Below are 21,077 nucleotides of genomic sequence, written 5' to 3'. Positions count from 1 at the left end.
GGATTATTTCCGATTCAGTAATTATCGCTAGATATTATCTGAATTACCAATTCGGCCTCAATAAAAAGTCTTAATGAACCCGCGAAGCTTATTTACCTGAATTTGCTAGTCAGGCGACATCCATAACCCTAATGCAGACTTTCACACCCAGACTTCTTGCCTTAGTACTTGGTTAATTCCAGGTTGACGGTTTTAATAAACATTTCCCTGTCGAGCAAATTCACCACATCCAATAGATTGATTTGATAGCTGCCGGAACCACCTCCGGTGGCCTTTGTTGTGCGCTCTGCAATTTCTCCGGACACCCCCAGATAAGCCATTGCACCCACAGTAGCCCTGAACCAATCAGGCTGTACGGCAGAGAATGCACCAATCATTGCAGTAGCGGAGCAACCTACTCCCGTAACCTTGGTCATTAATTGACTGCCATTTGAGAGGCTTACATGTCGTCCCATGCCGTCGATCACATGATCGGTCTGCCCTGAAATACAAACAAACCCATCAATCTGTCGAGCCAAAGTCATGGCCGCTTCAATAGCGTGATCAGAGCTGACTGAACTATCAACTCCTTTTGTTACTACTGCTAGACCTGCAACACTCATGATTTCAGATGCATTACCGCGAATGATATTTGGCGGATCAGATGAAATCAACTCAGTGATGCATTGATTTCGATATGAGGTCGCCCCAGCGCCGACGGGATCTAGGGTCACGGGCACACCTTTTGCCCGAGCGCATTTTTTAGCCACACCCATTGCGCGTACCCAGCCCTCATCTAAAGTACCAATATTGAGTACTAGGGCCTGTGAGATGCCCACCATTTCCTCAACCTCCTCAATGGCATGCGCCATGATTGGGGAAGCACCCAAGGCTAGCAGCATATTGGCATTGAAATTCATGACAACCAAGTTCGTAATACTGTGAACTAGCGGGGACTGTGTGCGTACGCTTAAAACATCTTCCCACAATTGTTCTGCTGTCAATTGATGCTTCATCATTGCCCCGTAAATCTATGTAATGTAGGGCTAAGAAGTAACTGGCGATTTGTTTTAAATCAATAACTCCTTACAAATTATCATGCGGCCATATTTGAGGTAATGTAAGGATATGCGACTCATTACTCGATTGTTGTTACCGCTCTGTGCCTCAGTGTCATTCTCTTGCCTAGCAAATACCTGTAATACTGGCCGCCTGCAATCACCCATCAACATCACCTCAACCCAAAAGCAAAAACTTCCCGCTCTAGAATTTACCTACCTGACTTCACCATTAGTCATTGCCAATGATGGGCATACCTTGCGCGTAAGACTAAATAACCACAGCCAGCTCAAGCTTGGCAAACAAATCTACACTCTTTCTCAGGTGCATTTTCATACCCCAGCTGGAGACCAAATTTCCGGTGAGACCTTCCCGATGGGCGCTCACTTTCTACATAAAAGTTCGAGCGGGCAACTACTAGCCTTAGTTGTGCTATTTCGCGTGGGCGATTCGAATAAAACTTTCGATACCCTCTTAAGCAATATTCCCAAACAAGTGGGCCCTAATCAAGCCATTCAAAGTACATCAATTAATGTCAATGGCTTACTCCCTGTGAGTAAGGGCTATTACCGTTATATGGGCTCTCTAACAGCGCCCCCTTGCACCGAAGGAGTCGAATGGCTTATCTTAAAAGAACCTATTTCTGTATCCACTGAACAGTTAGCTGTTTACAAAAAATCTTTTTCTGATAATGCCCGCGCAGCACAACCCGTCAATCAGCGCCCGATTCTAGAAAGCATGTAAAGCAATATTGAGAATCCGTCATCGAGTTGCGATAGATCAAATCCTCAAGCGCATAAGTCCTCAATAATCAAATCAACACCTCGTGTTTTGACTAAGGATTCTCATGCATACCAAAATTGCAGCATTTCCCAAGACCTCTGATTTATATTGGGTTGCCGTCTTTCTTTGTCTTGGATTGACGCCTATACACAGCAAAGCAGAAACCAAGGTCGCTAAGGCTGGTAATCCAGCAGGCGTTGAAGTGCAAGTTACCCCAGAAATGCTGGGCGCAGGAGTCGTATCCAGTGGCGCTGTTTTGCCCCCTATTCCAGTGATCACTGGCAATCGTCAAAAACCAGTAGCCTCCTGGGGCAAGCCTTTGCCTTATCCCATTGTGATTGCCGATCGACGCAATAACCGCTTAATTGAAATTGCCCCAAACAAGAAAATTATTTGGGAATTCCCATCACCCAGCATTAAAGCCTATCGCGGGAATGAGGATGTGAACTTCTCCCCTGATGGCAAGCAACTGGCTGTGAGCGAAGAAGATAACTTTGATGTCCATATTGTGGATTATGAAAAGAAAGTGCTTGCTTGGACTTATGGTATTCCAGACAGACGTGGCAGCGGTCCAGGCTTACTCAACTACCCTGACGATGCACACTTACTCGCTGATGGAAAATTCATAACCGCTGATATTCGCAATTGCCGTGTGCTAATTATTGATCCCAAAGATAATTCAACTGTTTCTCAATGGGGTACACCGGGGAAATGCAAACACAATCCTCCTTACGAATTAGCCCATCCAAACGGCGCAACCCCAATGGAGAATGGCGATATTCTCATCACAGAAATTACTGACTCATGGATCTCCCGCATTACCAGAGAAGGTAAGGTGGTGTGGAGCGTTAAGGCTCCGAATATTCGCTACCCTTCCGATGCCTTTCCAACGGTTGATGGCAAACAAATCATCGTTGCTGACTTCTGGAAACCAGGAAGAGTAGTTATTTTTGATCCACTCACCAGAAAAATTACTTGGGAGTATTTTGCCAAGGAAGGAGATGGCGTCTTAGACCATTCTTCGATCGCTAGAGAGCTCCCAGATACAGGCGATGTTTTAATCGTAGATGACCTCAATGACAGGGTTATCGTGGTTGATCGCAAAACGAAGGAAATCATTTGGCAATATGGTGAAAAAGGTAAAAAGGGATATACCCAGGGACTGCTCAACTATCCCGATGGAGTTGACCTAGATGTATTTAGGGACTGGAAAGCAGCTCTTCAGAAATAAGGCAAAAAATGCAGAACATTGACCGTCGACAGATACTCAAGGGATTATTGACCTGCTTACTGCCCATGGATCTCGCCATGGCGACCAGCAATCAAACAACTATTGAAATTTGGAAATCGCCAACATGTGGTTGTTGTCATGACTGGGTAAACTACATGACTAAAAATGGTTTTACCCTTGGCAAAGTCCATGATGATGGCAATGATGTAGCTAGAAAGAAATTGGGTGTTGATATTCAATATGGTTCCTGCCATACAGCTCTGATTGATGGTTATGCTTTTGAGGGCCATGTACCCGCGAGAGATGTTGCTCGGGTTTTAAAGGAAAGGCCTAATATTGCAGGGCTAGCAGTTCCTGGAATGCCTGTTGGATCTCCCGGCATGGATGGCCCTGAATACAAGGGTAGGAAAGATCCCTATGATGTCTTGGCTATTGCAAAGAATGGGCAAGCAAAGCTATATCACCGTTACGGCTAAAGTTGTCTATTAACTAACTCTGTAACGACCCAATCCAAATACTCAAGCGTTTGATGAGGTCCCTGCAAAGCCCCGAAAGAAGGCCTCACTTTATCTGCTACGCAGTGATAGCTTTTTCTAAAAGCTTGGATAGCATTTCATAGCGCTTTATCGCCAGCTTTGTTGGGAGGATTTTCTTTTTTCTACCATCTACTGAATCCAGGGCCTGCTTTACGTAACCCAATTTGATCAGTTTTTGTACACGTCCATGCAAAGTAGCCTGCGAACCAATATGACTCAGCAGCAATAAATCGCCAACTAAAATTTCACAACCTTGTGCGTCAGTCATCATGACCCAGTCAAGTAGCTGGGTTTCAATTGCATCCAATTTTTTTACGCCGCCTTTTTCTTCTAGTGCATCAATGCAATTCAGGAAGCGTATATACGAAGATTGGTTCATAGTAGTCATTTTTGTCTCATGATCAGGGTGGTCCCTAGTTCTAGATTTAATATAAGCATATTACCTGACGTATCTGTATAGGCTAGCTTTTTTTCATAGTATTGATTAAATTTAAGATGCTTGTTTTATGCTTCAATATCAATACCAAGAGGCAAACGACCAAAGCATTGCCTGCAAAACTGCCTACACCAGCCAAAAAACCGCCGTGAAATATATTTTCGCCGACCCGCATATCTGTCAGGTGGCTAACTCCAAACGAAAAAGTAAAGCCATTGGTAAGGCTGGCCAAAAGCGCCAAAATCACCACTTGAAGGTATTTTAAGTTTGATAAATCCCTGTTAATTCTGAGCAACTTCAATGAAAGCTCAATAACAAGGTATATGGCTAGCGTAGAAAACACGGCAACAATTAACCAACTCATCATAGGTTCATCGGGGGCAACTAGCTCCAACCGAGAAAAAACTGCCAACGAAACCCCAATCACCGCACGCCATCTAACAATTAATATCGCAAATAACTTCATTGCTGCAGGAAGAAATAGATAGTACGTGAGCGGCCCGCTCTTTAATGCTGGAATAAAGTAAAGAATCGAAGCCATGCTCCAGTAGAGTGCAAACGAGGCAAGAATCTCAACGAGGTTTTTTTTATATTCAATCAATTTTTATTCATTCCTGCTTTGAACCATTATTACAAATATTAGAAATGAATATCTAAGTACTTGCCCCAAGGGTTAAAAGGGATCAAGTGACTAAATTGGCATGGCGGAGAGGGTGGGATTCGAACCCACGGTAGGTTTGACCCTACGCCTGATTTCGAGTCAGGTACATTCGACCACTCTGCCACCTCTCCGAACCGAAGGGCAATTATAGCTTTGGGATCGCTATTTCTTGATTACTCTGTCTAGATCGGCTTGAGAGTATCCAAACCACCGAGATAGGGTTGCAGAGCTTTGGGAATGGAGATACTGCCATCGACTTGTTGCTTATTCTCAATCAGGGCTACAAGTGCTCTACCTACTGCAAGACCTGAACCGTTTAAGGTGTGCACTAATTCTGGCTTACCTTGGCCCGCTTTGAATCTGGCTTGCATACGACGAGCCTGGAAGTCACCCATGCTGGAGCAAGAGCTAATCTCACGATAGGCTTTTTGTGACGGCACCCATACTTCTAGGTCATAAGTCTTGGTACTACCAAAACCCATGTCGCCAGTGCAGAGTAATACTTTTCTGTAAGGCAATTCAAGTAATTCTAGAATCTTCTCTGCATGGCCTGTTAAATCTTCTAATGCCTGCATCGAATGCTCTGGCTTCGTGATTTGCACTAACTCTACTTTGTCAAATTGGTGCTGACGAATCATGCCGCGTACATCGCGCCCATAACTACCTGCCTCAGAACGGAAGCAAGGTGTATGCGCTACAAACTTCATAGGTAAGTTATCGGCATTCACAATCTCATCACGCACCAAGTTTGTCACTGGTACTTCTGCTGTTGGTATGAGATAGAAGTTTTCAGTTTTAGCTTCGCCGCCCTCATCTTCCCCACCCATTTGACGGGGAACTTTAAAGAGATCCTCTTCGAACTTGGGCAACTGTCCAGTGCCACGCATCGAAGCAGCATTCACCATATAAGGTGCATAGATCTCTTGATAATCATGCTGCGTTGTATGAGTGTCGAGCATAAACTGCGCTAAGGCGCGATGTAGTCTTGCGATAGGTCCTTTGAGCACCACAAATCGTGAGCCACTAATCTTGGCTGCAACTTCAAAATCCAATCCCAAGGGGCCGCCAAGGTCTACGTGATCTTTAATCTCAAAATCAAAGATAGGCTCACTACCCCAACGCTTCACTTCTTTGTTCTCGGTTTCATCTTTGCCAGTTGGCACAGACTCATCTGGCAGATTAGGAATGCCCATCAAGAAATCAGAAATCTCTGCCTGCAAAATGGCTAAGCGTACTGCGCCTGATTCCATGTCAACGTTGATCTGACTTGCCTCTGTCATCTCAGTAGCAGCATCTTCGCCCCTGCCTTTTTTCATGCCAATGGCTTTTGCCAATTGGTTACGTTTAGCTTGCAATTCTTCGGTACGGGTTTGTAAAGACTTGCGTTCAGACTCAAGCGTGTTGAATTTCTCAACGTCGAGCTGAAATTTACGAGTAGCTAAGCGCGCAGCAACGGCGGCGATATCTTTACGGAGTAATTGTGGATCAATCATATGTTGCTCAGGTTGGGTACTTACTAAATTGGGATTATTAGCTCTAGTTTAAGCGTAAGACTTCAGCCCCTACCGGTGGGGTGAAATTAAAACGATTTGCAGGCAAAGTCACGTTTAGCTGGATCTTATCCAAAGTCACTAGAACCACACTTCCCAAGCCATCCATTAACTCAAGCGCCTTGGGTAGGCCATTGGCCATACCTATAGAGATTTTTGTATAAGGCAGATCATTACCACCCTTGGTATTGGGATCTTTTTTGGGGGTAAGTGCCACCCATTTCATACCCAGGCGATCTTCACCGTCGATGAGATCAAAATGTTGATCCAAGGAAGATTCCCCAAACAGAATGGCAGCTGGGGTGGAGGCTAATGCTTGTCCTGCAGGTCTAAAAGTTGCTTGGTTTAAATCCTTGTCCCACAGAATTAACTGCTTGCCATCGGCAATCAGCTTTTGCTCAAATGGTTTTTGGGTATCCCAAACAAAACGGCCTGGCCTTTGAAAGGCAAAGTGACCTTGAGTTTGACGCACTACTTTCAAACCCTTATCTTGTGGCTCGTTAGCTTTGGGTGCGCGTAACTGTTGTTGTACAAAGTCACCTTCTGCAGTTTTAGAGTTCCGTACGAATTGCCTTAGCTGCTCGGCCCCACTATCTGCATCAGCAGCAATACCAATACTTGGAGAAAATAAAATGAATATGCTGACTACGACTGTAATCGCACGCACTAAGAAGAGTCTTTGCAAAATGAAACCTTACTCTGATGGGCGATGCAGAATTTCGCGGTTACCGCCGTTGCCCATTTTGGATACGAGGCCAGCTTTTTCCATATCTTCCAGCAAGCGGGCCGCACGGTTATAACCAATGCGCAGATGACGTTGTACTAGTGAGATTGAAGGACGCTTGTTATCCAGAACGATTGCCACGGCCTGATCGTAAAGTGGGTCTGCTTCGCCACCACCCTCACCTGTCAAGGCATCCATAGTGGATTCATCGGCGCCTTCAAGCACACCATCAATATAATTGGCTTCGCCTTTTTCTTTAAGCCACTCGACCACGCGATGTACTTCATCATCTGATACAAAGGCGCCATGTACGCGCACTGGCAAACCAGTACCTGGGGCCATGTACAACATGTCACCCATACCCAACAAAGCTTCAGCGCCCTGTTGATCCAAAATCGTACGACTATCAATCTTGCTGCTCACTTGAAACGAAATACGTGTTGGTACGTTGGCTTTAATCAAGCCAGTAATCACATCCACGCTTGGACGTTGTGTTGCTAATACCAAATGAATGCCTGCAGCACGGGCCTTCTGGGCGATCCGTGCGATCAACTCTTCAATCTTCTTACCTTGAACCATCATCAAGTCAGCAAGCTCGTCGATCACAATCACAATCACAGGGGCTTTATAGATTGGCTCTGGATCGTCTGGCGTCAAGCTAAATGGATTGGTGAGTCTTTCACCTTTTTCTTCGGCCTCTAAAATTTTCTTATTAAAGCCAGCAAGGTTACGTACGCCAAACTTACTCATCAGTTTGTAGCGACGCTCCATCTCATTGACCGCCCAATTGAGCGCGTTATATGCCTGCTTCATGTCTGTAACCACTGGGCACAACAAATGCGGAATCTTGTCGTACATTGCCATCTCAAGCATCTTCGGATCAATCATGATCAAGCGCACTTCATCAGGCTTAGCCTTAAACAGCATCGACAAAATCATGGCATTGATACCAACCGACTTACCAGCGCCAGTTGTACCTGCGACTAAACAATGTGGCATCTTCGCCAAGTCGGCAACCATTGGACTGCCAGAAATATCTTTACCCAAAGCTAGCGTTAGCAAGGAATGGTTATCGTTATAAACCTGTGAAGTCAGAATCTCAGAGAGGTAAACAGACTGACGAGTTGGGTTTGGTAATTCCAAAGCCATACATGTTTTGCCAGGGATAGTTTCCACAACGCGCATACTCACAACACCAAGTGAGCGAGCTAAGTCGCGCGACAGATTCACAATCTGACTGCCCTTCACGCCAACCGCAGGATCAATCTCATAACGCGTTACCACTGGGCCAGGGTAGGCGGCAATGACCACCACCTGAACACCAAACTCGGCCAGCTTACGCTCAATTAAACGAGAGGTAAATTCCAGCACATCGGCAGAAATGGTTTCTTTTACTTCGGGAACTGGATCAAGCAAGGCCAAGGGTGGTAACTCTGAATCCGGAATATCCACAAACAAAGGTTGCTGCTTTTCACGCTCAACCCGGGCACTCTTAACAATCTCTACTGGGGCACGCACAATTTGTACTGGAGCAGCAACCTCAACGCGCCCCCGGAATTCTTCTACGTATTCTTCACGCTCTTCAGCCGCGGCTTCACCAAGCTTGCGGTCTTCTTCGCTCTCACGACGCTCACGCAAACGCATGTAAGCCAATTCGAGGTAACGCCCTACTTTTTCAGCGACATCGAGCCATGAAAAGTGCAGAAATAAAGAAAGCCCTGCACAAAGCCCAAACAACAGTACTAATGTGGCGCCAGTAAAGCCCAAAGACATCTGCAGGGGATCGCCAATCAATTCACCCAAAATACCGCCAGGGGGACGTGGAAGCTGCCAGCCAAGTGAATGCAGACGAATTGACTCTAAGCCCATACTGCTGACCAAGGTCAATCCAAAACCTAGCCAGCGCATTAAAAATGAATCAGGCTTGGCCTCTGGGTCGGCGGGCAAAGGAATACTCCAAAGCTCACGCCAGCCATTAAGAACCCGACGACCAAAGATGGCAACCCACCAAAAAGCAGATATCCCGAAGATATAGAGCATTAAATCGGCAATATAGGCCCCAAAACGACCGCCCAGGTTCTTAGGAGCCTCAAAACTAGCATGAGACCAGGCTGGATCAGCCTTGGAATAGGTGGCCAAAATGGCAAATAAAGCCAAGCAAAGGCCGAGGGAGATAAACCAGCGAGCCTCTAGGAGAAGGCGGGGCATCCTGCCCTGCCCATCAAGTTCTGGGGGCTGGGGGCTTAGTGGAGTCTTGGACTTCGGGTATACAGTTCTCGCCATGTTCTCCCGATTGTAAACAAGCAAATCTATAATTTGGGGATGACGACAAATACCCTAAAACACTCCAAAGTCCTGATCCTCGGATCTGGCCCTGCCGGCTATACAGCCGCTGTTTATGCTGCCCGCGCTAATTTGCAGCCTACCCTCATCACGGGATTGGCTCAAGGAGGTCAATTAATGACCACTACAGACGTTGAAAACTGGCCGGCAGACCCTGATGGGGTTCAAGGTCCAGAACTCATGGAACGCTTCCTAAAGCACGCTGAGCGCTTTAATACTGAAATCATTTTTGATCACATTCATACGGCAGCTCTGACAGAAAAGCCAATACGCTTAGTTGGCGATTCTGGCACCTATACCTGTGATGCCTTGATTATTTCTACTGGGGCCTCGGCGCAATACATTGGCTTACCAAGTGAAGAAGCTTTTATGGGTCGCGGTGTTTCTGGTTGCGCAACTTGCGATGGATTCTTTTATAAAAACCAAGATGTTTGCGTAGTAGGTGGTGGCAACACTGCAGTTGAAGAAGCGCTCTACCTCACTGGTATTGCCAAAAAGGTTATCGTCATTCATCGTCGCGACAAGTTCCGTGCTGAGCCAATTTTGAATGACCGCTTAATGGCAAAAGTTGCTGAAGGCAAAGTAGAGCTCAAACTAAACTCCACACTGGATGAAGTGCTTGGAGATGAAAAAGGTGTCACTGGTGTGCGCATCAAGAAACAAGATGGCAGCACAGAAGATATTGCTGTAACTGGTGCCTTCATTGCAATTGGTCACAAACCCAATACCGAATTGTTTATCGGTCAGCTCGACATGAACAACGGCTACCTCAAGACCCACTCCGGCTTAGAAGGCAATGCGACTGCTACCAACATTCCAGGTGTCTTTGCAGCGGGCGACGTACAAGATCACATCTATCGCCAAGCTATTACCAGTGCAGGCACTGGCTGCATGGCAGCACTCGATGCGCAGCGTTACTTAGAGTCGCTGCCTTAAGAGGGCCTCAGTTGTAACGGATGTTGTTAAAGCCGAAACAAAAACGCCTAGCATTGCTAGGCGTTTTTGTTTGTACCGCTCTGTTATTGCATTAACGCACCATTGGCAACAATGGCACGATCAGCAATGCCACGATGTTAATGATCTTAATCAGCGGGTTAACAGCTGGGCCGGCAGTGTCTTTGTAGGGATCGCCTACAGTATCACCAGTCACTGCTGCTTTATGCGCTTCAGAACCTTTGCCGCCGAAATTTCCTTCTTCGATATATTTCTTGGCGTTATCCCAAGCACCGCCACCAGTACACATCGAGATGGCTACAAACAAGCCGGTCACGATCGTACCCATGAGTAAGCCGCCTAAAGCAGCAGGTCCTAGTAAGAGACCTACAGCGATTGGTGCTACCACTGGTAATAGTGAAGGAACAATCATTTCTTTAATCGCAGCGGAAGTCAGCATGTCCACAGCCTTGCCGTATTCAGGCTTAGCAGTACCCTCCATGATTCCTGGGATATCGCGGAACTGACGACGCACTTCCTCAACCACTGCGCCTGCACAACGACCTACCGCTTCCATTGCCATCGCACCAAACAAGTAAGGGATCATGCCGCCAATAAAGAGGCCGATGATCACCATATGATTGGACAAGTCAAAAGAAACTTGTTGACCGATAGATTCCAGTGCATGGGTGTAGTCAGCAAAAAGCACTAAGGCTGCTAAACCGGCGGAACCAATGGCATAGCCCTTAGTCACAGCCTTGGTGGTGTTACCAACAGCATCCAATGGATCTGTAATGTCACGAACAGCTTGTGGCAATCCAGCCATCTCTGCAATACCGCCTGCGTTATCAGTAATTGGGCCGTAAGCATCAAGGGCCACAACAATACCAGCCATCGATAACATGGCAGTTGCTGCAATCGCAATACCGTAGATGCCAGCTAACCAATAAGCCGCATAGATAGCAGCACAAACAAATATCACCGGATAAGCAGTCGACTTCATGGAGATGCCTAAACCAGCAATGATGTTGGTACCGTGGCCTTTGGTAGAAGCTTCAGCAATATGTTGTACTGGCTTGAACTGTGTGCCGGTGTAGTACTCGGTAATCCATACCAATGCTGCAGTCAGTACCAAGCCAACAATGGTGGCACCGAACAAACGCCACTGACTACCAGGGATGCCCAAAGCGTCATCAGGCATGATGAAGTTGGTTACAAAGTAGAAAGCGATGAGTGAAAGTCCGCCAGCAACAATCAAGCCTTTATATAAGGCTGGCATCACGTTTTTCATACCAGGTGTTGCTTTTACAAATGAGCAACCAATGATGGAGGCAATGATAGAGACGCCACCTAAAACCAATGGGTAAACAATCGCAGCAACCGGCGCACCTGTCACCATTAATGCACCTAGCACCATCGTGGCAATCAAAGTCACAGCATAGGTTTCAAATAAGTCAGCCGCCATACCAGCGCAGTCACCGACGTTATCGCCAACGTTATCTGCAATCACAGCTGGATTACGTGGATCATCTTCCGGAATTCCGGCTTCAACTTTACCGACCAAGTCAGCACCAACGTCAGCGCCCTTGGTAAAGATGCCGCCGCCCAAACGAGCGAAGATCGAAATCAATGAAGAACCAAAAGCCAAACCAATCAATGGGTGCAATACCGATGAGAGATCTTGTCCGGCACCAATCGATACCAAGAACATAAAGAAGAGTCCAACTCCGAGCAGTCCAAGGCCGACAACCAACATCCCGGTAATCGCACCACCTTTAAAGGCAACGTTCAAGGCTTCATTCATGCCCTTAGTTGCAGCCTGTGCAGTACGCACGTTTGCTTTTACGGAGACATTCATCCCAATAAAACCGCAAGCTCCAGAAAGCACAGAGCCAACGACAAACCCAAGTGCAGTTGCATAGTCCAAAAAGAGGGCTATTAAGATTGTCAGAACGACTCCGACAACGGCGATGGTTTTATATTGGCGCGATAAATAAGCTGCTGCGCCCTGCTGAATTGCCCCTGCAATTTCTTGCATCTTGGCATTACCGGCATCTTGCCTCAAAATCCAGCCGCGCATCACAAAACCGTAAATCACGGCCAGGACACCACAAGCCAAGGCAAAATACAAGCCTAAAGTGACGTTACTCATGCTTGAACTCCCTAAAATTTAATTTTTTAATGTTTTGTTTCTAGCGCCTATGCAGATCTGGTTTCTGAAAGCTTTAAACTAGAGTCAATAAGCTTTATAAGTATGTAGCAGAATCGCTACTCTGGGCCCTTACTAGGATCAGGGTATTTACCAATCACTATTCGGAGTATGTATGAGTCTTGACAACGTCAAACCAGGTAAAAAGATCCCTGAAAGCTTCAACGTCATCATTGAAATCCCAATGAATGCGGATCCAATCAAGTATGAGGTGGATAAAGAAAGTGGCGCTATTTTCGTTGACCGATTCATGGGTACTGCAATGCACTATCCCTGCAACTATGGCTACATCAATAAGACGATTGCTGGCGATGGAGATCCGGTTGACGTTCTCGTGATCACCCCATTCCCACTTATTCCAGGTGTTGTAGTCAGTTGCCGTGCAATTGGCCTACTGAAGATGGAAGATGAAGCCGGTCAAGATGCAAAATTGTTGGCCGTTCCAGAAGATAAAATTTTGCCAATCTACACACATTGGCAAAAACCAGAAGATATCAACCCATTACGTTTAAACCAAATCCAACATTTCTTTGAGCACTACAAAGATCTTGAGCCAGGTAAGTGGGTAAAAATAAATGGTTGGTTTGGTGTTGCTGATGCCCATACAGAAATTCTGGAAGGCATCGAACGTTACAACAAAGCACATCAGTAATTCGTACCTGTATTTATTATCAAAGGCTTTGTAATTCGAAGTGAGCTCGCAGAAAATTGCCCTAGTCCAAATGAACCCGTTACTGGGGGACTTGGCTGGCAATGCGCAGCTCATTCACAAGGCTGCCTTAGATGCTTATGCGCAAGGCGCTAAACTCGTATTAACGCCTGAACTCTCGCTCACTGGCTACCCCCCAGAAGATCTATTGTTGCGCCCCGCATTTATTGAAGCGGCTCAGCAGCAACTCAATACATTGATGTTGGAGCTTGCAAGCTTGCCGGGTCTTACTGTCATTGTGGGTCACCCTCAAAAAACATCCGCTGGTTTACAAAACTTCGCCTCCGTCCTGCGTGATGGCAAAGTGATTGCGGGCTACGCAAAACAAGAGTTGCCTAATCACGAAGTGTTTGATGAAGTCCGCTACTTCGTTCCCGGCAATCAAGCTTGTGTCTTCGAATGCGATGGCATTCAATATGGGCTGATTCTATGTGAAGATGCGTGGCACGCAGGTCCTGCAAAACAGGCCCATAGCGCAGGCGCTCAAGTGCTACTCGTACCCAATGCCTCTCCTTACCATTTGCAAAAGGAAGCTTTACGCATTGAAGTGTTGCGTCAGCATATTGCTCTGACCAAAATGCCACTCGTCTATGTGAATGCAGTTGGCGGTCAAGATGAGTTGGTCTTTGATGGTGGTTCATTCGCACTCGATTCCAAAGGCGAGCTAGCAATGGCTATGCCGCAATTTGAAAGTGCACTTGGCTTTGTCAATCTTGACAGCCAAGGTGAGTTAGAAAAAGGATTGATCACTTCACTACTGAGCGTTGAAGCTCAAGCCTATCAAGCGCTTGTGTTGGGCGTGCGTGACTATATTCAAAAAAATGGTTTTTCTGGCGTCATCATTGGTTTATCTGGTGGCGTTGACTCCGCTTTGGTATTAGCGATTGCAGTCGATGCCTTAGGTGCAGACAAGGTACGCACTGTCATGATGGCCTCCCGTTACACCGCTGATATCTCTTGGATTGATGCACGCGAGATGGCTAAGAACTTGAATGTTCAATATGACGAAATTCCGATTAGCGAGCCTGTAGATGCCTTTGAGAAAGCCCTGGCCGAGCAATTTAAAGGCTTAAAGATCGATGCCACTGAAGAAAATATTCAGGCGCGTGTGCGTGGCACCCTACTGATGGCACTCTCTAATAAAACAGGTCGCCTGGTCTTAACTACTGGCAACAAGAGTGAAATGGCCGTTGGTTACTGCACTCTTTACGGCGATATGGCCGGTGGCTTTGCGGTGATCAAAGATATTGCCAAAACGCTGGTCTATCGCTTGTGCGCCTATCGCAATAGCATTGCTCCAATCATTCCGGAGCGCATTCTGACGCGTGCCCCTTCGGCTGAATTACGCCCTGACCAAAAAGACCAGGATAGTCTTCCCTCTTATGAAGTGCTCGATGGGATCGTTGAGCGCTATATGGAACAGAATCAATCCATCGAGCAAATCATTGCCGCCGGCTTTGATCCTGAAAGTGTTGAAAAGGTCACTCGCCTCATTAAACTCAATGAATACAAGCGTCGCCAAGCGCCGCCTGGCGTGAGGGTCACTACGCGTGCCTTTGGCCGCGATTGGCGCTACCCTATTACATCTCGCTTTAGAGCCTAAATATAGCTAAATAGAGGCTCAGGCGCCTTCTTTTTGGCAAGTGGGTCAGTTCTAGGTATGATTACTGGATTAAGGGGAATTACATGAAACTCATTACATCAATCATTAAACCGTTCAAACTGGATGAAGTTCGTGAAGCTTTGGCGGAAGTGGGCGTTACCGGCCTTACCGTTACTGAAGTAAAGGGCTTTGGACGTCAAAAGGGGCATACCGAGCTCTATCGCGGTGCCGAATACGTCGTCGACTTTTTGCCTAAAGTAAAAGTGGAAGTAGTCGTACCCGGCAATCTCGTTGATGCTGCGATTGAAGCGATTACAAAAGCTGCTCACACTGGCAAAATTGGAGATGGCAAGATTTTTGTTAGCCCAATTGAGCAGGCTATTCGCATTCGTACTGGTGAAACCAACGAATCAGCTGTTTAAGAAGTTAGCGGAACCCAGAATCCGTAGGGGCCGCGGGCTGACTGATGTCACCCGCCTCCAACAAAATGGTTTTACCATCTAAGTTTGCAGGGCGCACTTTAGCTCCCTGAAAATAGACATCCACCTGGGTGAGCCCTGAGCTCAAAACCTTAAAGGGTGGAGTTCCATAAAAAGATGCCCCCAAATTGGGATCGATTGTTTTATTTTGAGTCTTACCTGAAGCATCCACTACGCAAACGACCTGCTTTGTTTTGGCCTGCACATAGACCAGATCAGCTGGCTTTCTAGGTGACAAAGGTTTGTAACTTGGCACTATTGCATCTGCTACGGGGCAAGCCTCTGCATTTGCAGGAACATCATTGGCAACCTGGGCTGGCACAGGGGCAGCGGCTATGACAGGCGCTGAGGTAGGGGCGGGAACGGTCTCAGAAACTTTTGCATCGACAATAGGTTGCTCAACAATTTCCTCTTTAACAACAATGATTTCTTCTGGCTTTTCGGGGAAAAAAAGTGGGCGCAAGTTCACAACAGAAAACACTACTACCGCAATCAAACTGAGCCAAATAAAGAGGCGCTTCTTTGGAGGCTGTTTTAGGTTCGATGCCCCAAGAGCAGAAAAAGTAAAGGCCGCCTTTACTGGAGTTACTTTGATGTTTTGTTTTTGCTCTGGCTCTTGGTTTTGTTTTGTCTCCGCCACCACTAATTTTTTAGGCTCTTCTGGTATCGCAGCGATTTCTTTTTTGAGTTCGACAACTTCGCCGTGATTGAATGCATCTTCTTCACTGAGCCCTAAAAGCTTTGCTACTTTTTTAGCGGCAGTCACTTTAATCTGAGCGCCATAGAAGGAACCCATTTCACCATTTTCAATTTGCTCTATTTGGTGCTTAGAAAGACATGCTTGACCTGCCAAATCTTTAATACTTAAACCAAGCTTTTCCCGGGCCTTAGTAAAGGCCCCATTTCGAATCTCGGGCAGCTTAGATTTTGGATTCACTTACTCAGTCTCAAAAATATATTGCCAGCTTAATGTGCAAGCCATTGTTCTAGCTTGAAATATTAATGCTAATACGGATATTAGTACTTATCTACCATTACACCAATTCACCTAAGAGCTAACTTCTGATTAGTCCAGCTCTAGGTCACCCAAATCAGATTCAAGGAACTTCTTAACCAATGTTTGCACCGAATCAACGTGCATTTTGTCCATTACCCTTGCTTTATGAACCTTGATCGTCGCATCGGTAGTACCCAGTTTTACGGCGATATCCTTATTGAGAAGGCCTTGGACCAGCCATGAGCAAACCTCCTTCTCACGTGGAGTGAGGTTTGCGTAGTCCTTCTTAGTTTCCACATCCTGGGAAACGCGCTTGAGTTGACGTCGATCAAAATCTATTGCCTCTGCAACTGCTTTGAGCAAGTCTTCCAAGTTAAAGGGTTTGAAGAGAAAATCCAATGCGCCCTTCTTCAGGCCTTTAACAATCTGATGGGGGTGGCTCTGGCCGCTAACAAACACAATCGGCGTTTTACGCCCTAATTGCAGCAATTTCTCCTGAAGATCGAGCCCAGTCATGTCTGGCATCTGCATATCGAGCAAGATCACAGCAGGTGAAACCGGAATAGACTTTTCTAAAAATGTCAGTGCAGACGAGTGGTCTTCAACCATATAACCAACTTCACGCAACATTCTGGTCAATGAGGTCCGCATAGATTCGTCATCATCAATTAAATAGATATGGCCGGCAGATTTGGTCATTGAATTCAAAGAAAAAAATTAATAGATGTGCCAATGTACTGCAGTTGTTTTTTGAAGGATATTAGCCTTATAGCTAATATTTACTCAACAATATCAAAGAAATAGGTACTTTTTAAGTCATTAAATATTGCAGTGCAATATTTAAACGAGAAGCATCTTGATCTACGTGGGGTACAGCAAGCCCTTTCTCACGGCACAATAGAGCCTTTCGACAAATCCCTTTTCTGGAGTAATTACCGCATGAAACGCCTCAATGAACGCTCGCGCAATGTCACCGAAGGAGTTGCTCGCGCACCCAACCGGTCAATGTATTACGCGATGGGTTACCAAGAAAAGGATTTCACCAAGCCCATGGTTGGTGTTGCCAACGGTCACTCAACGATTACGCCCTGCAACAGTGGCTTACAAAAATTAACAGACGCTGCAGTTGCGGCGCTAGAAGAAGCTGGCGCTAAAGCGCAAATGTTTGGCACGCCTACCGTCTCTGATGGTATTGGCATGGGAACCGAAGGCATGAAGTACTCCTTAGTTTCTCGTGAAGTGATCGCCGACAGTATTGAGACTTGCGTGAACGGTCTTTGGCAAGATGGTGTTGTCGTGATCGGTGGTTGCGATAAAAATATGCCAGGCGGCATGATGGCGATTGCGCGCACTAACGTTCCAGCAATCTATGTTTATGGTGGCACGATCAAACCAGGCCACTTTAAAGGGAAAGAACTCAATATCGTTTCCGCTTTTGAAGCTGTTGGAGAATTTACTTCCGGCAGAATGAATGAAGAAGATCTGAAGGGTGTTGAACAGCACGCCTGTCCTGGTAGTGGCTCTTGCGGCGGAATGTATACAGCCAATACGATGAGTTCGTCTTTCGAAGCTTTAGGCATGAGCCTGCCCTACTCTTCAACGATGGCTAACGAAGATGCAGAAAAAGTCGCTAGCGCTGCAGAATCAGCACGCGTCTTAGTGGAAGCCATTAAAAATAACTTACGCCCACGCGACATCATTACCAAGAAATCCATTGAGAATGCTGTCAGCGTCATCATGGCCGTTGGTGGCTCTACTAACGCTGTCTTGCATTACCTCGCTATTACTAGCGCTGCTGAGATTGATTGGACGATTGATGACTTTGAGCGCATTCGCAAACAAGTTCCCGTCCTTGTTGATATGAAACCCTCTGGCACCTACTTAGCAACTGACTTACATCAAGCTGGCGGCATTCCACAAGTCATGAAGATTTTATTAGATGCCGGCCTCTTGCATGGTGATTGCATCACTATTACTGGACAGACAATTGCAGAAGTATTAAAAGATGTCCCATCAGTGCCACGTGCAGATCAAAAGGTCATTCGCACTATGGATAACCCAATGTACAAACAGGGTCACTTGGCTATTCTGAAAGGCAATATCTCACCAGAAGGCTGTGTGGCCAAAATTACCGGTCTCAAGAATCCATCTATTACCGGCCCAGCCCGTGTGTTTGATTCTGAAGATGATGCAATGCAAGCCATCATGGAGCAGAAAATTAAAGACGGTGACGTGGTCATCATTCGCTACGAAGGACCCAAAGGTGGACCTGGAATGCGCGAGATGCTGGCCCCTACCTCCGCCCTAGTAGGACAAGGCCTAGGAGAGTCTGTAGGCCTCATTACCGATGGCCGTTTCTCTGGTGGTACTTGGGGCATGGTAGTTGGTCACGTCGCTCCAGAAGCCTATGTTGGCGGCGTAATTGCCCTGATTCATGAAGGTGACTCAGTGACGATTGATGCCCACAAACTGCTCATCCAGCTCAATGTAAGTGATGAAGAAATTGCTAAGCGTCGTTCAACCTGGGTGCAACCAAAGCCACGCTACACCCGTGGCTTGCTTGCCAAGTACGCGCGTCTGGCTAGTACAGCCAGCAAAGGTGCGGTAACGGATTTGAATTTAGACTAAACATCCAAACTAAAATCAAAAGCAGAAAACAAAAAGCCCCTAGAAAACTCTAGGGGCTTTTTTAATGCCAAATATTAAAGAGCGTCTAGTGTTTCATCGCTCCAGCACCCATAGCATTGACTGGAAATTTCACTTCAACTTCACCAGCCTTGGCAAACTTTAACTTTACTGGAACGGTTTCACCAGCAGCCAAAGGAGTCTTGATGTTCATAAACATCAAATGTAATCCGCCCGGTTTTAATTCAACAGCGCCGCCAGCAGGCACAGGAATATCTTTCAGTTGACGCATTTTCATAACATTGCCTTCCATGGCCATTTCATGAAGTTGCACTTCACCAGCAGCAGGAGAGCTTGCTGAAATCAACTGATCGGCAGCGCCTTTGTTCTCAATCTTCATAAAACCACCGGCCACTTGCTGGCCAGGAGCAGTAGCACGGGTATAGGCATTGTCAATCTGCAAACTCCCGACTTTAGCTGTCTGGGCGTAAACAGCAGTGCTCAATGCAAAGACCGCGGTCAATATACCGAATGCTAATACTTTTCTACTCTTCGCTTTATTACTATTTATCATTACCTTCTCCTGTAAATTGATTTTCATGAAATACTGATCGCAATGCATCGATACCGCGCCCTACTTTTTGCCTTGCTGACAGCCTGCATGTGCAATGCAGTATTTGCTGCTATTGAGCTTGGGCAAGTTGCACCCAATATAGAGGGAACTCTTTTAGATGGCAAGCCATTCTCCCTTCAGGCCCATAAGGGTAAAGTTGTTTTAGTCAACTTTTGGGCCAGTTGGTGCGAACCCTGCAGAGAAGAAATGCCTATCATCGAAGCCTATCTCAAGAAAAATAAAAGTAAGGGTTTTGAGGTGCTCGCTATCACGATGGATAAACCATCAGACATTGAACAAGCCCAAAAGATCATGCAAAACTATTCCTTTCTGTCTGCAGATAAAAAACAAATCAACTACTCAGGCTACGGCAGAATCTGGCGCATACCAAGTACATTCATTATTGATAAGCAGGGTATCCTCAGAAAAAATGGGCTCACTGGAGATCCAACAGTCGACACCAAACTTCTTGAAGAAATTGTCACCCCGCTTTTATCAGGCCATTAATCAGAAAAAGACTCTCACCCCCATAGATGCAATATAAGACGGGGTCAACTGAATACCGTTGACGTTCTGATAAACAGGTAACTGGACGTTTGCATACACTTGGGTTTTTTCGGTCAAGCGATACAGTACGCCAGGAGTGAGATAAGCCAAGGTGCCACCGGTTGCCCAAGTATCTGCAGCCGTTCCACTATCAGCAGTTTTATTCAAAACATTCAGCTGCAGGGTTGGCACCCACTTCTCAAAGCCTTGGTAGTTCACACCCACATTCACATTAGCTGCATTTCCAGGTCTGTATGTTCCGCCTGGGTTGTCATTCACGCCAACCAAAGATCCAGGAATTGACTGGACCATTACAGCAGCTTGATATTGCGCCTGTGCAAAGTAGCCCCAATTTTCTAAGTCATTGATAAAGCCAAATTTGTATATACCTGCAATTAAATCGGTGGAGCCAGTACCAGCCTGAAGACCAGGGTCTACCGCAACTGGGCCTCCAACGGCTAATGTGCCGGTTTGATTTCTGCTGCCGGTTGGCAACTTCACGCCAAACTGGAATCCCCAATCCTTTTGCTCCGCAAAGCCAAAATAACGGCCAATGATTTTCATATCTCCAATGCCGGCGGTTTTAGAGCTATATGCTCCTTCACCAGGGGCTGGTGGAAGATCCCCACTTCCATCATAGACACCAAACGTACTGTGGTTACGCATGATGTATGGCAATACTCCAGTTACACCCCAGCTCTCACCATCGTTGTAATCTAATGAAGCTGTTAAATAATTGTTTTGGGTATACCCCTCTACCTCTGCGTTTTGCCCCGTCTTTGGATTTGGTGTGTTGGCTGCCTGAGATTGAGAAATACTCTTCGTGCCATAGCGCAATTTATTTTGGTTGAGCGTATCGTAGCGAACATCAAGCGTCCAGCCTTCGGTCATACCCATGCCTTGAGTACCAATATCAGTGTTTAGGCTACAGCCACAACTAGCGCATGCCATTGCACCTGCTGCTGGCAATACGAGCGCCATGGCAACTACAATTTTCTTTATTTTCATTTAAAACCCCACACAATTTAACGGTAACGTGGTGTATTGCCTTGTTACCAAAT

The 21,077-nt window shown here is 46.3% G+C and carries 20 protein-coding genes and 1 tRNA gene; 9 read left to right on the top strand and 12 right to left on the bottom strand.

The window, feature by feature from the left end:
• Positions 1-161 precede the first annotated feature (161 nt).
• Complete coding sequence (gene thiM, locus ICN49_RS06085) at positions 162-998, bottom strand: hydroxyethylthiazole kinase (protein WP_439650851.1); 837 nt, start codon at positions 996-998, stop codon at positions 162-164.
• A gap of 109 nt (positions 999-1,107) precedes the next feature.
• On the opposite strand from thiM, the gene ICN49_RS06080 reads away from it, so the two are divergent.
• The 3 genes from ICN49_RS06080 (at position 1,108) to ICN49_RS06070 (ending at position 3,528) form a co-directional block, all read left to right on the top strand.
• Positions 1,108-1,782 carry a carbonic anhydrase gene (locus tag ICN49_RS06080; RefSeq protein ID WP_216166782.1) on the top strand — a complete coding sequence of 225 codons (675 nt, stop codon included), beginning with the start codon at positions 1,108-1,110 and terminating at the stop codon, positions 1,780-1,782.
• Positions 1,783-1,885: 103 nt separating this feature from the next.
• Positions 1,886-3,052 carry an outer membrane protein assembly factor BamB family protein gene (locus tag ICN49_RS06075; protein ID WP_216166780.1) on the top strand — a complete coding sequence of 389 codons (1,167 nt, stop codon included), beginning with the start codon at positions 1,886-1,888 and terminating at the stop codon, positions 3,050-3,052.
• A gap of 8 nt (positions 3,053-3,060) precedes the next feature.
• Positions 3,061-3,528: a DUF411 domain-containing protein gene (locus ICN49_RS06070; protein ID WP_216166778.1), complete on the top strand. Its 468-nt coding sequence runs from the start codon at positions 3,061-3,063 to the stop codon at positions 3,526-3,528.
• Positions 3,529-3,625: 97 nt separating this feature from the next.
• Here ICN49_RS06070 and ICN49_RS06065 read toward each other — a convergent pair whose 3' ends face one another.
• The 6 genes from ICN49_RS06065 to ICN49_RS06040 form a co-directional block, all read right to left on the bottom strand.
• On the bottom strand, positions 3,626-3,976 hold the full coding sequence (locus tag ICN49_RS06065) for a hypothetical protein (protein WP_216166776.1): 351 nt from the start codon (positions 3,974-3,976) through the stop codon (positions 3,626-3,628).
• Positions 3,977-4,049: 73 nt separating this feature from the next.
• The gene (locus ICN49_RS06060; protein ID WP_216166774.1) at positions 4,050-4,625 is read right to left on the bottom strand and encodes a hypothetical protein; all 576 of its coding nucleotides are present in this window, start codon (positions 4,623-4,625) and stop codon (positions 4,050-4,052) included.
• A gap of 101 nt (positions 4,626-4,726) precedes the next feature.
• Positions 4,727-4,816, bottom strand: a tRNA-Ser gene (locus ICN49_RS06055).
• Positions 4,817-4,867: 51 nt separating this feature from the next.
• Complete coding sequence (gene serS, locus ICN49_RS06050; protein WP_216166772.1) at positions 4,868-6,178, bottom strand: serine--tRNA ligase; 1,311 nt, start codon at positions 6,176-6,178, stop codon at positions 4,868-4,870.
• Between the two features lie 43 nt (positions 6,179-6,221).
• Complete coding sequence (gene lolA / locus ICN49_RS06045; RefSeq protein ID WP_216166770.1) at positions 6,222-6,920, bottom strand: outer membrane lipoprotein periplasmic chaperone LolA; 699 nt, start codon at positions 6,918-6,920, stop codon at positions 6,222-6,224.
• Between the two features lie 9 nt (positions 6,921-6,929).
• Entirely contained in the window at positions 6,930-9,242 is a 2,313-nt protein-coding gene (locus ICN49_RS06040; protein ID WP_216166768.1) for a DNA translocase FtsK, read from the bottom strand.
• A gap of 39 nt (positions 9,243-9,281) precedes the next feature.
• On the opposite strand from ICN49_RS06040, the gene trxB reads away from it, so the two are divergent.
• The gene (gene trxB / locus ICN49_RS06035; RefSeq protein WP_216166761.1) at positions 9,282-10,238 is read left to right on the top strand and encodes a thioredoxin-disulfide reductase; all 957 of its coding nucleotides are present in this window, start codon (positions 9,282-9,284) and stop codon (positions 10,236-10,238) included.
• A gap of 91 nt (positions 10,239-10,329) precedes the next feature.
• Here the strand turns inward: trxB and ICN49_RS06030 are convergent, their stop codons facing one another.
• Positions 10,330-12,387 carry a sodium-translocating pyrophosphatase gene (locus ICN49_RS06030; protein ID WP_216166760.1) on the bottom strand — a complete coding sequence of 686 codons (2,058 nt, stop codon included), beginning with the start codon at positions 12,385-12,387 and terminating at the stop codon, positions 10,330-10,332.
• Positions 12,388-12,559: 172 nt separating this feature from the next.
• Here ICN49_RS06030 and ppa point away from each other — a divergent pair, with 172 nt between their 5' ends.
• The 3 genes from ppa (at position 12,560) to ICN49_RS06015 (ending at position 15,178) form a co-directional block, all read left to right on the top strand.
• On the top strand, positions 12,560-13,096 hold the full coding sequence (gene ppa, locus ICN49_RS06025; RefSeq protein WP_216166759.1) for an inorganic diphosphatase: 537 nt from the start codon (positions 12,560-12,562) through the stop codon (positions 13,094-13,096).
• A 40-nt stretch (positions 13,097-13,136) separates the two neighbouring features.
• The gene (locus ICN49_RS06020; protein ID WP_216166758.1) at positions 13,137-14,756 is read left to right on the top strand and encodes an NAD+ synthase; all 1,620 of its coding nucleotides are present in this window, start codon (positions 13,137-13,139) and stop codon (positions 14,754-14,756) included.
• 83 nt (positions 14,757-14,839) lie between these two features.
• Positions 14,840-15,178 carry a P-II family nitrogen regulator gene (locus ICN49_RS06015; RefSeq protein WP_216166757.1) on the top strand — a complete coding sequence of 113 codons (339 nt, stop codon included), beginning with the start codon at positions 14,840-14,842 and terminating at the stop codon, positions 15,176-15,178.
• Between the two features lie 4 nt (positions 15,179-15,182).
• Here the strand turns inward: ICN49_RS06015 and ICN49_RS06010 are convergent, their stop codons facing one another.
• Positions 15,183-16,172, bottom strand: coding sequence for a helix-turn-helix domain-containing protein (locus ICN49_RS06010; protein WP_216166756.1), 990 nt, complete (start codon positions 16,170-16,172; stop codon positions 15,183-15,185).
• Between the two features lie 129 nt (positions 16,173-16,301).
• On the bottom strand, positions 16,302-16,931 hold the full coding sequence (locus ICN49_RS06005) for a response regulator transcription factor (protein WP_216166755.1): 630 nt from the start codon (positions 16,929-16,931) through the stop codon (positions 16,302-16,304).
• A gap of 240 nt (positions 16,932-17,171) precedes the next feature.
• On the opposite strand from ICN49_RS06005, the gene ilvD reads away from it, so the two are divergent.
• Positions 17,172-18,860 (top strand): dihydroxy-acid dehydratase, encoded by a 1,689-nt coding sequence (ilvD, locus tag ICN49_RS06000; RefSeq protein WP_216166880.1) that lies wholly within the window; start codon positions 17,172-17,174, stop codon positions 18,858-18,860.
• Positions 18,861-18,945: 85 nt separating this feature from the next.
• Here the strand turns inward: ilvD and ICN49_RS05995 are convergent, their stop codons facing one another.
• A complete protein-coding gene (locus ICN49_RS05995) occupies positions 18,946-19,431 on the bottom strand; it encodes a copper chaperone PCu(A)C (RefSeq protein ID WP_216166754.1) in 486 nt (161 codons plus the stop codon).
• A 42-nt stretch (positions 19,432-19,473) separates the two neighbouring features.
• Between ICN49_RS05995 and ICN49_RS05990 the strand changes: the two genes are divergently transcribed.
• Positions 19,474-19,977 (top strand): peroxiredoxin family protein, encoded by a 504-nt coding sequence (locus tag ICN49_RS05990; RefSeq protein WP_216166752.1) that lies wholly within the window; start codon positions 19,474-19,476, stop codon positions 19,975-19,977.
• Here ICN49_RS05990 and ICN49_RS05985 read toward each other — a convergent pair whose 3' ends face one another.
• Positions 19,978-21,024: a transporter family protein gene (locus ICN49_RS05985; protein ID WP_216166750.1), complete on the bottom strand. Its 1,047-nt coding sequence runs from the start codon at positions 21,022-21,024 to the stop codon at positions 19,978-19,980.
• Positions 21,025-21,077 lie beyond the last annotated feature (53 nt).

Source organism: Polynucleobacter finlandensis (assembly GCF_018881755.1).
GTDB lineage: Bacteria > Pseudomonadota > Gammaproteobacteria > Burkholderiales > Burkholderiaceae > Polynucleobacter > Polynucleobacter finlandensis.
The sequence above is the reverse complement of the archived record's forward strand: the minus strand, read 5'-3'. Positions and strand labels throughout refer to the sequence as shown.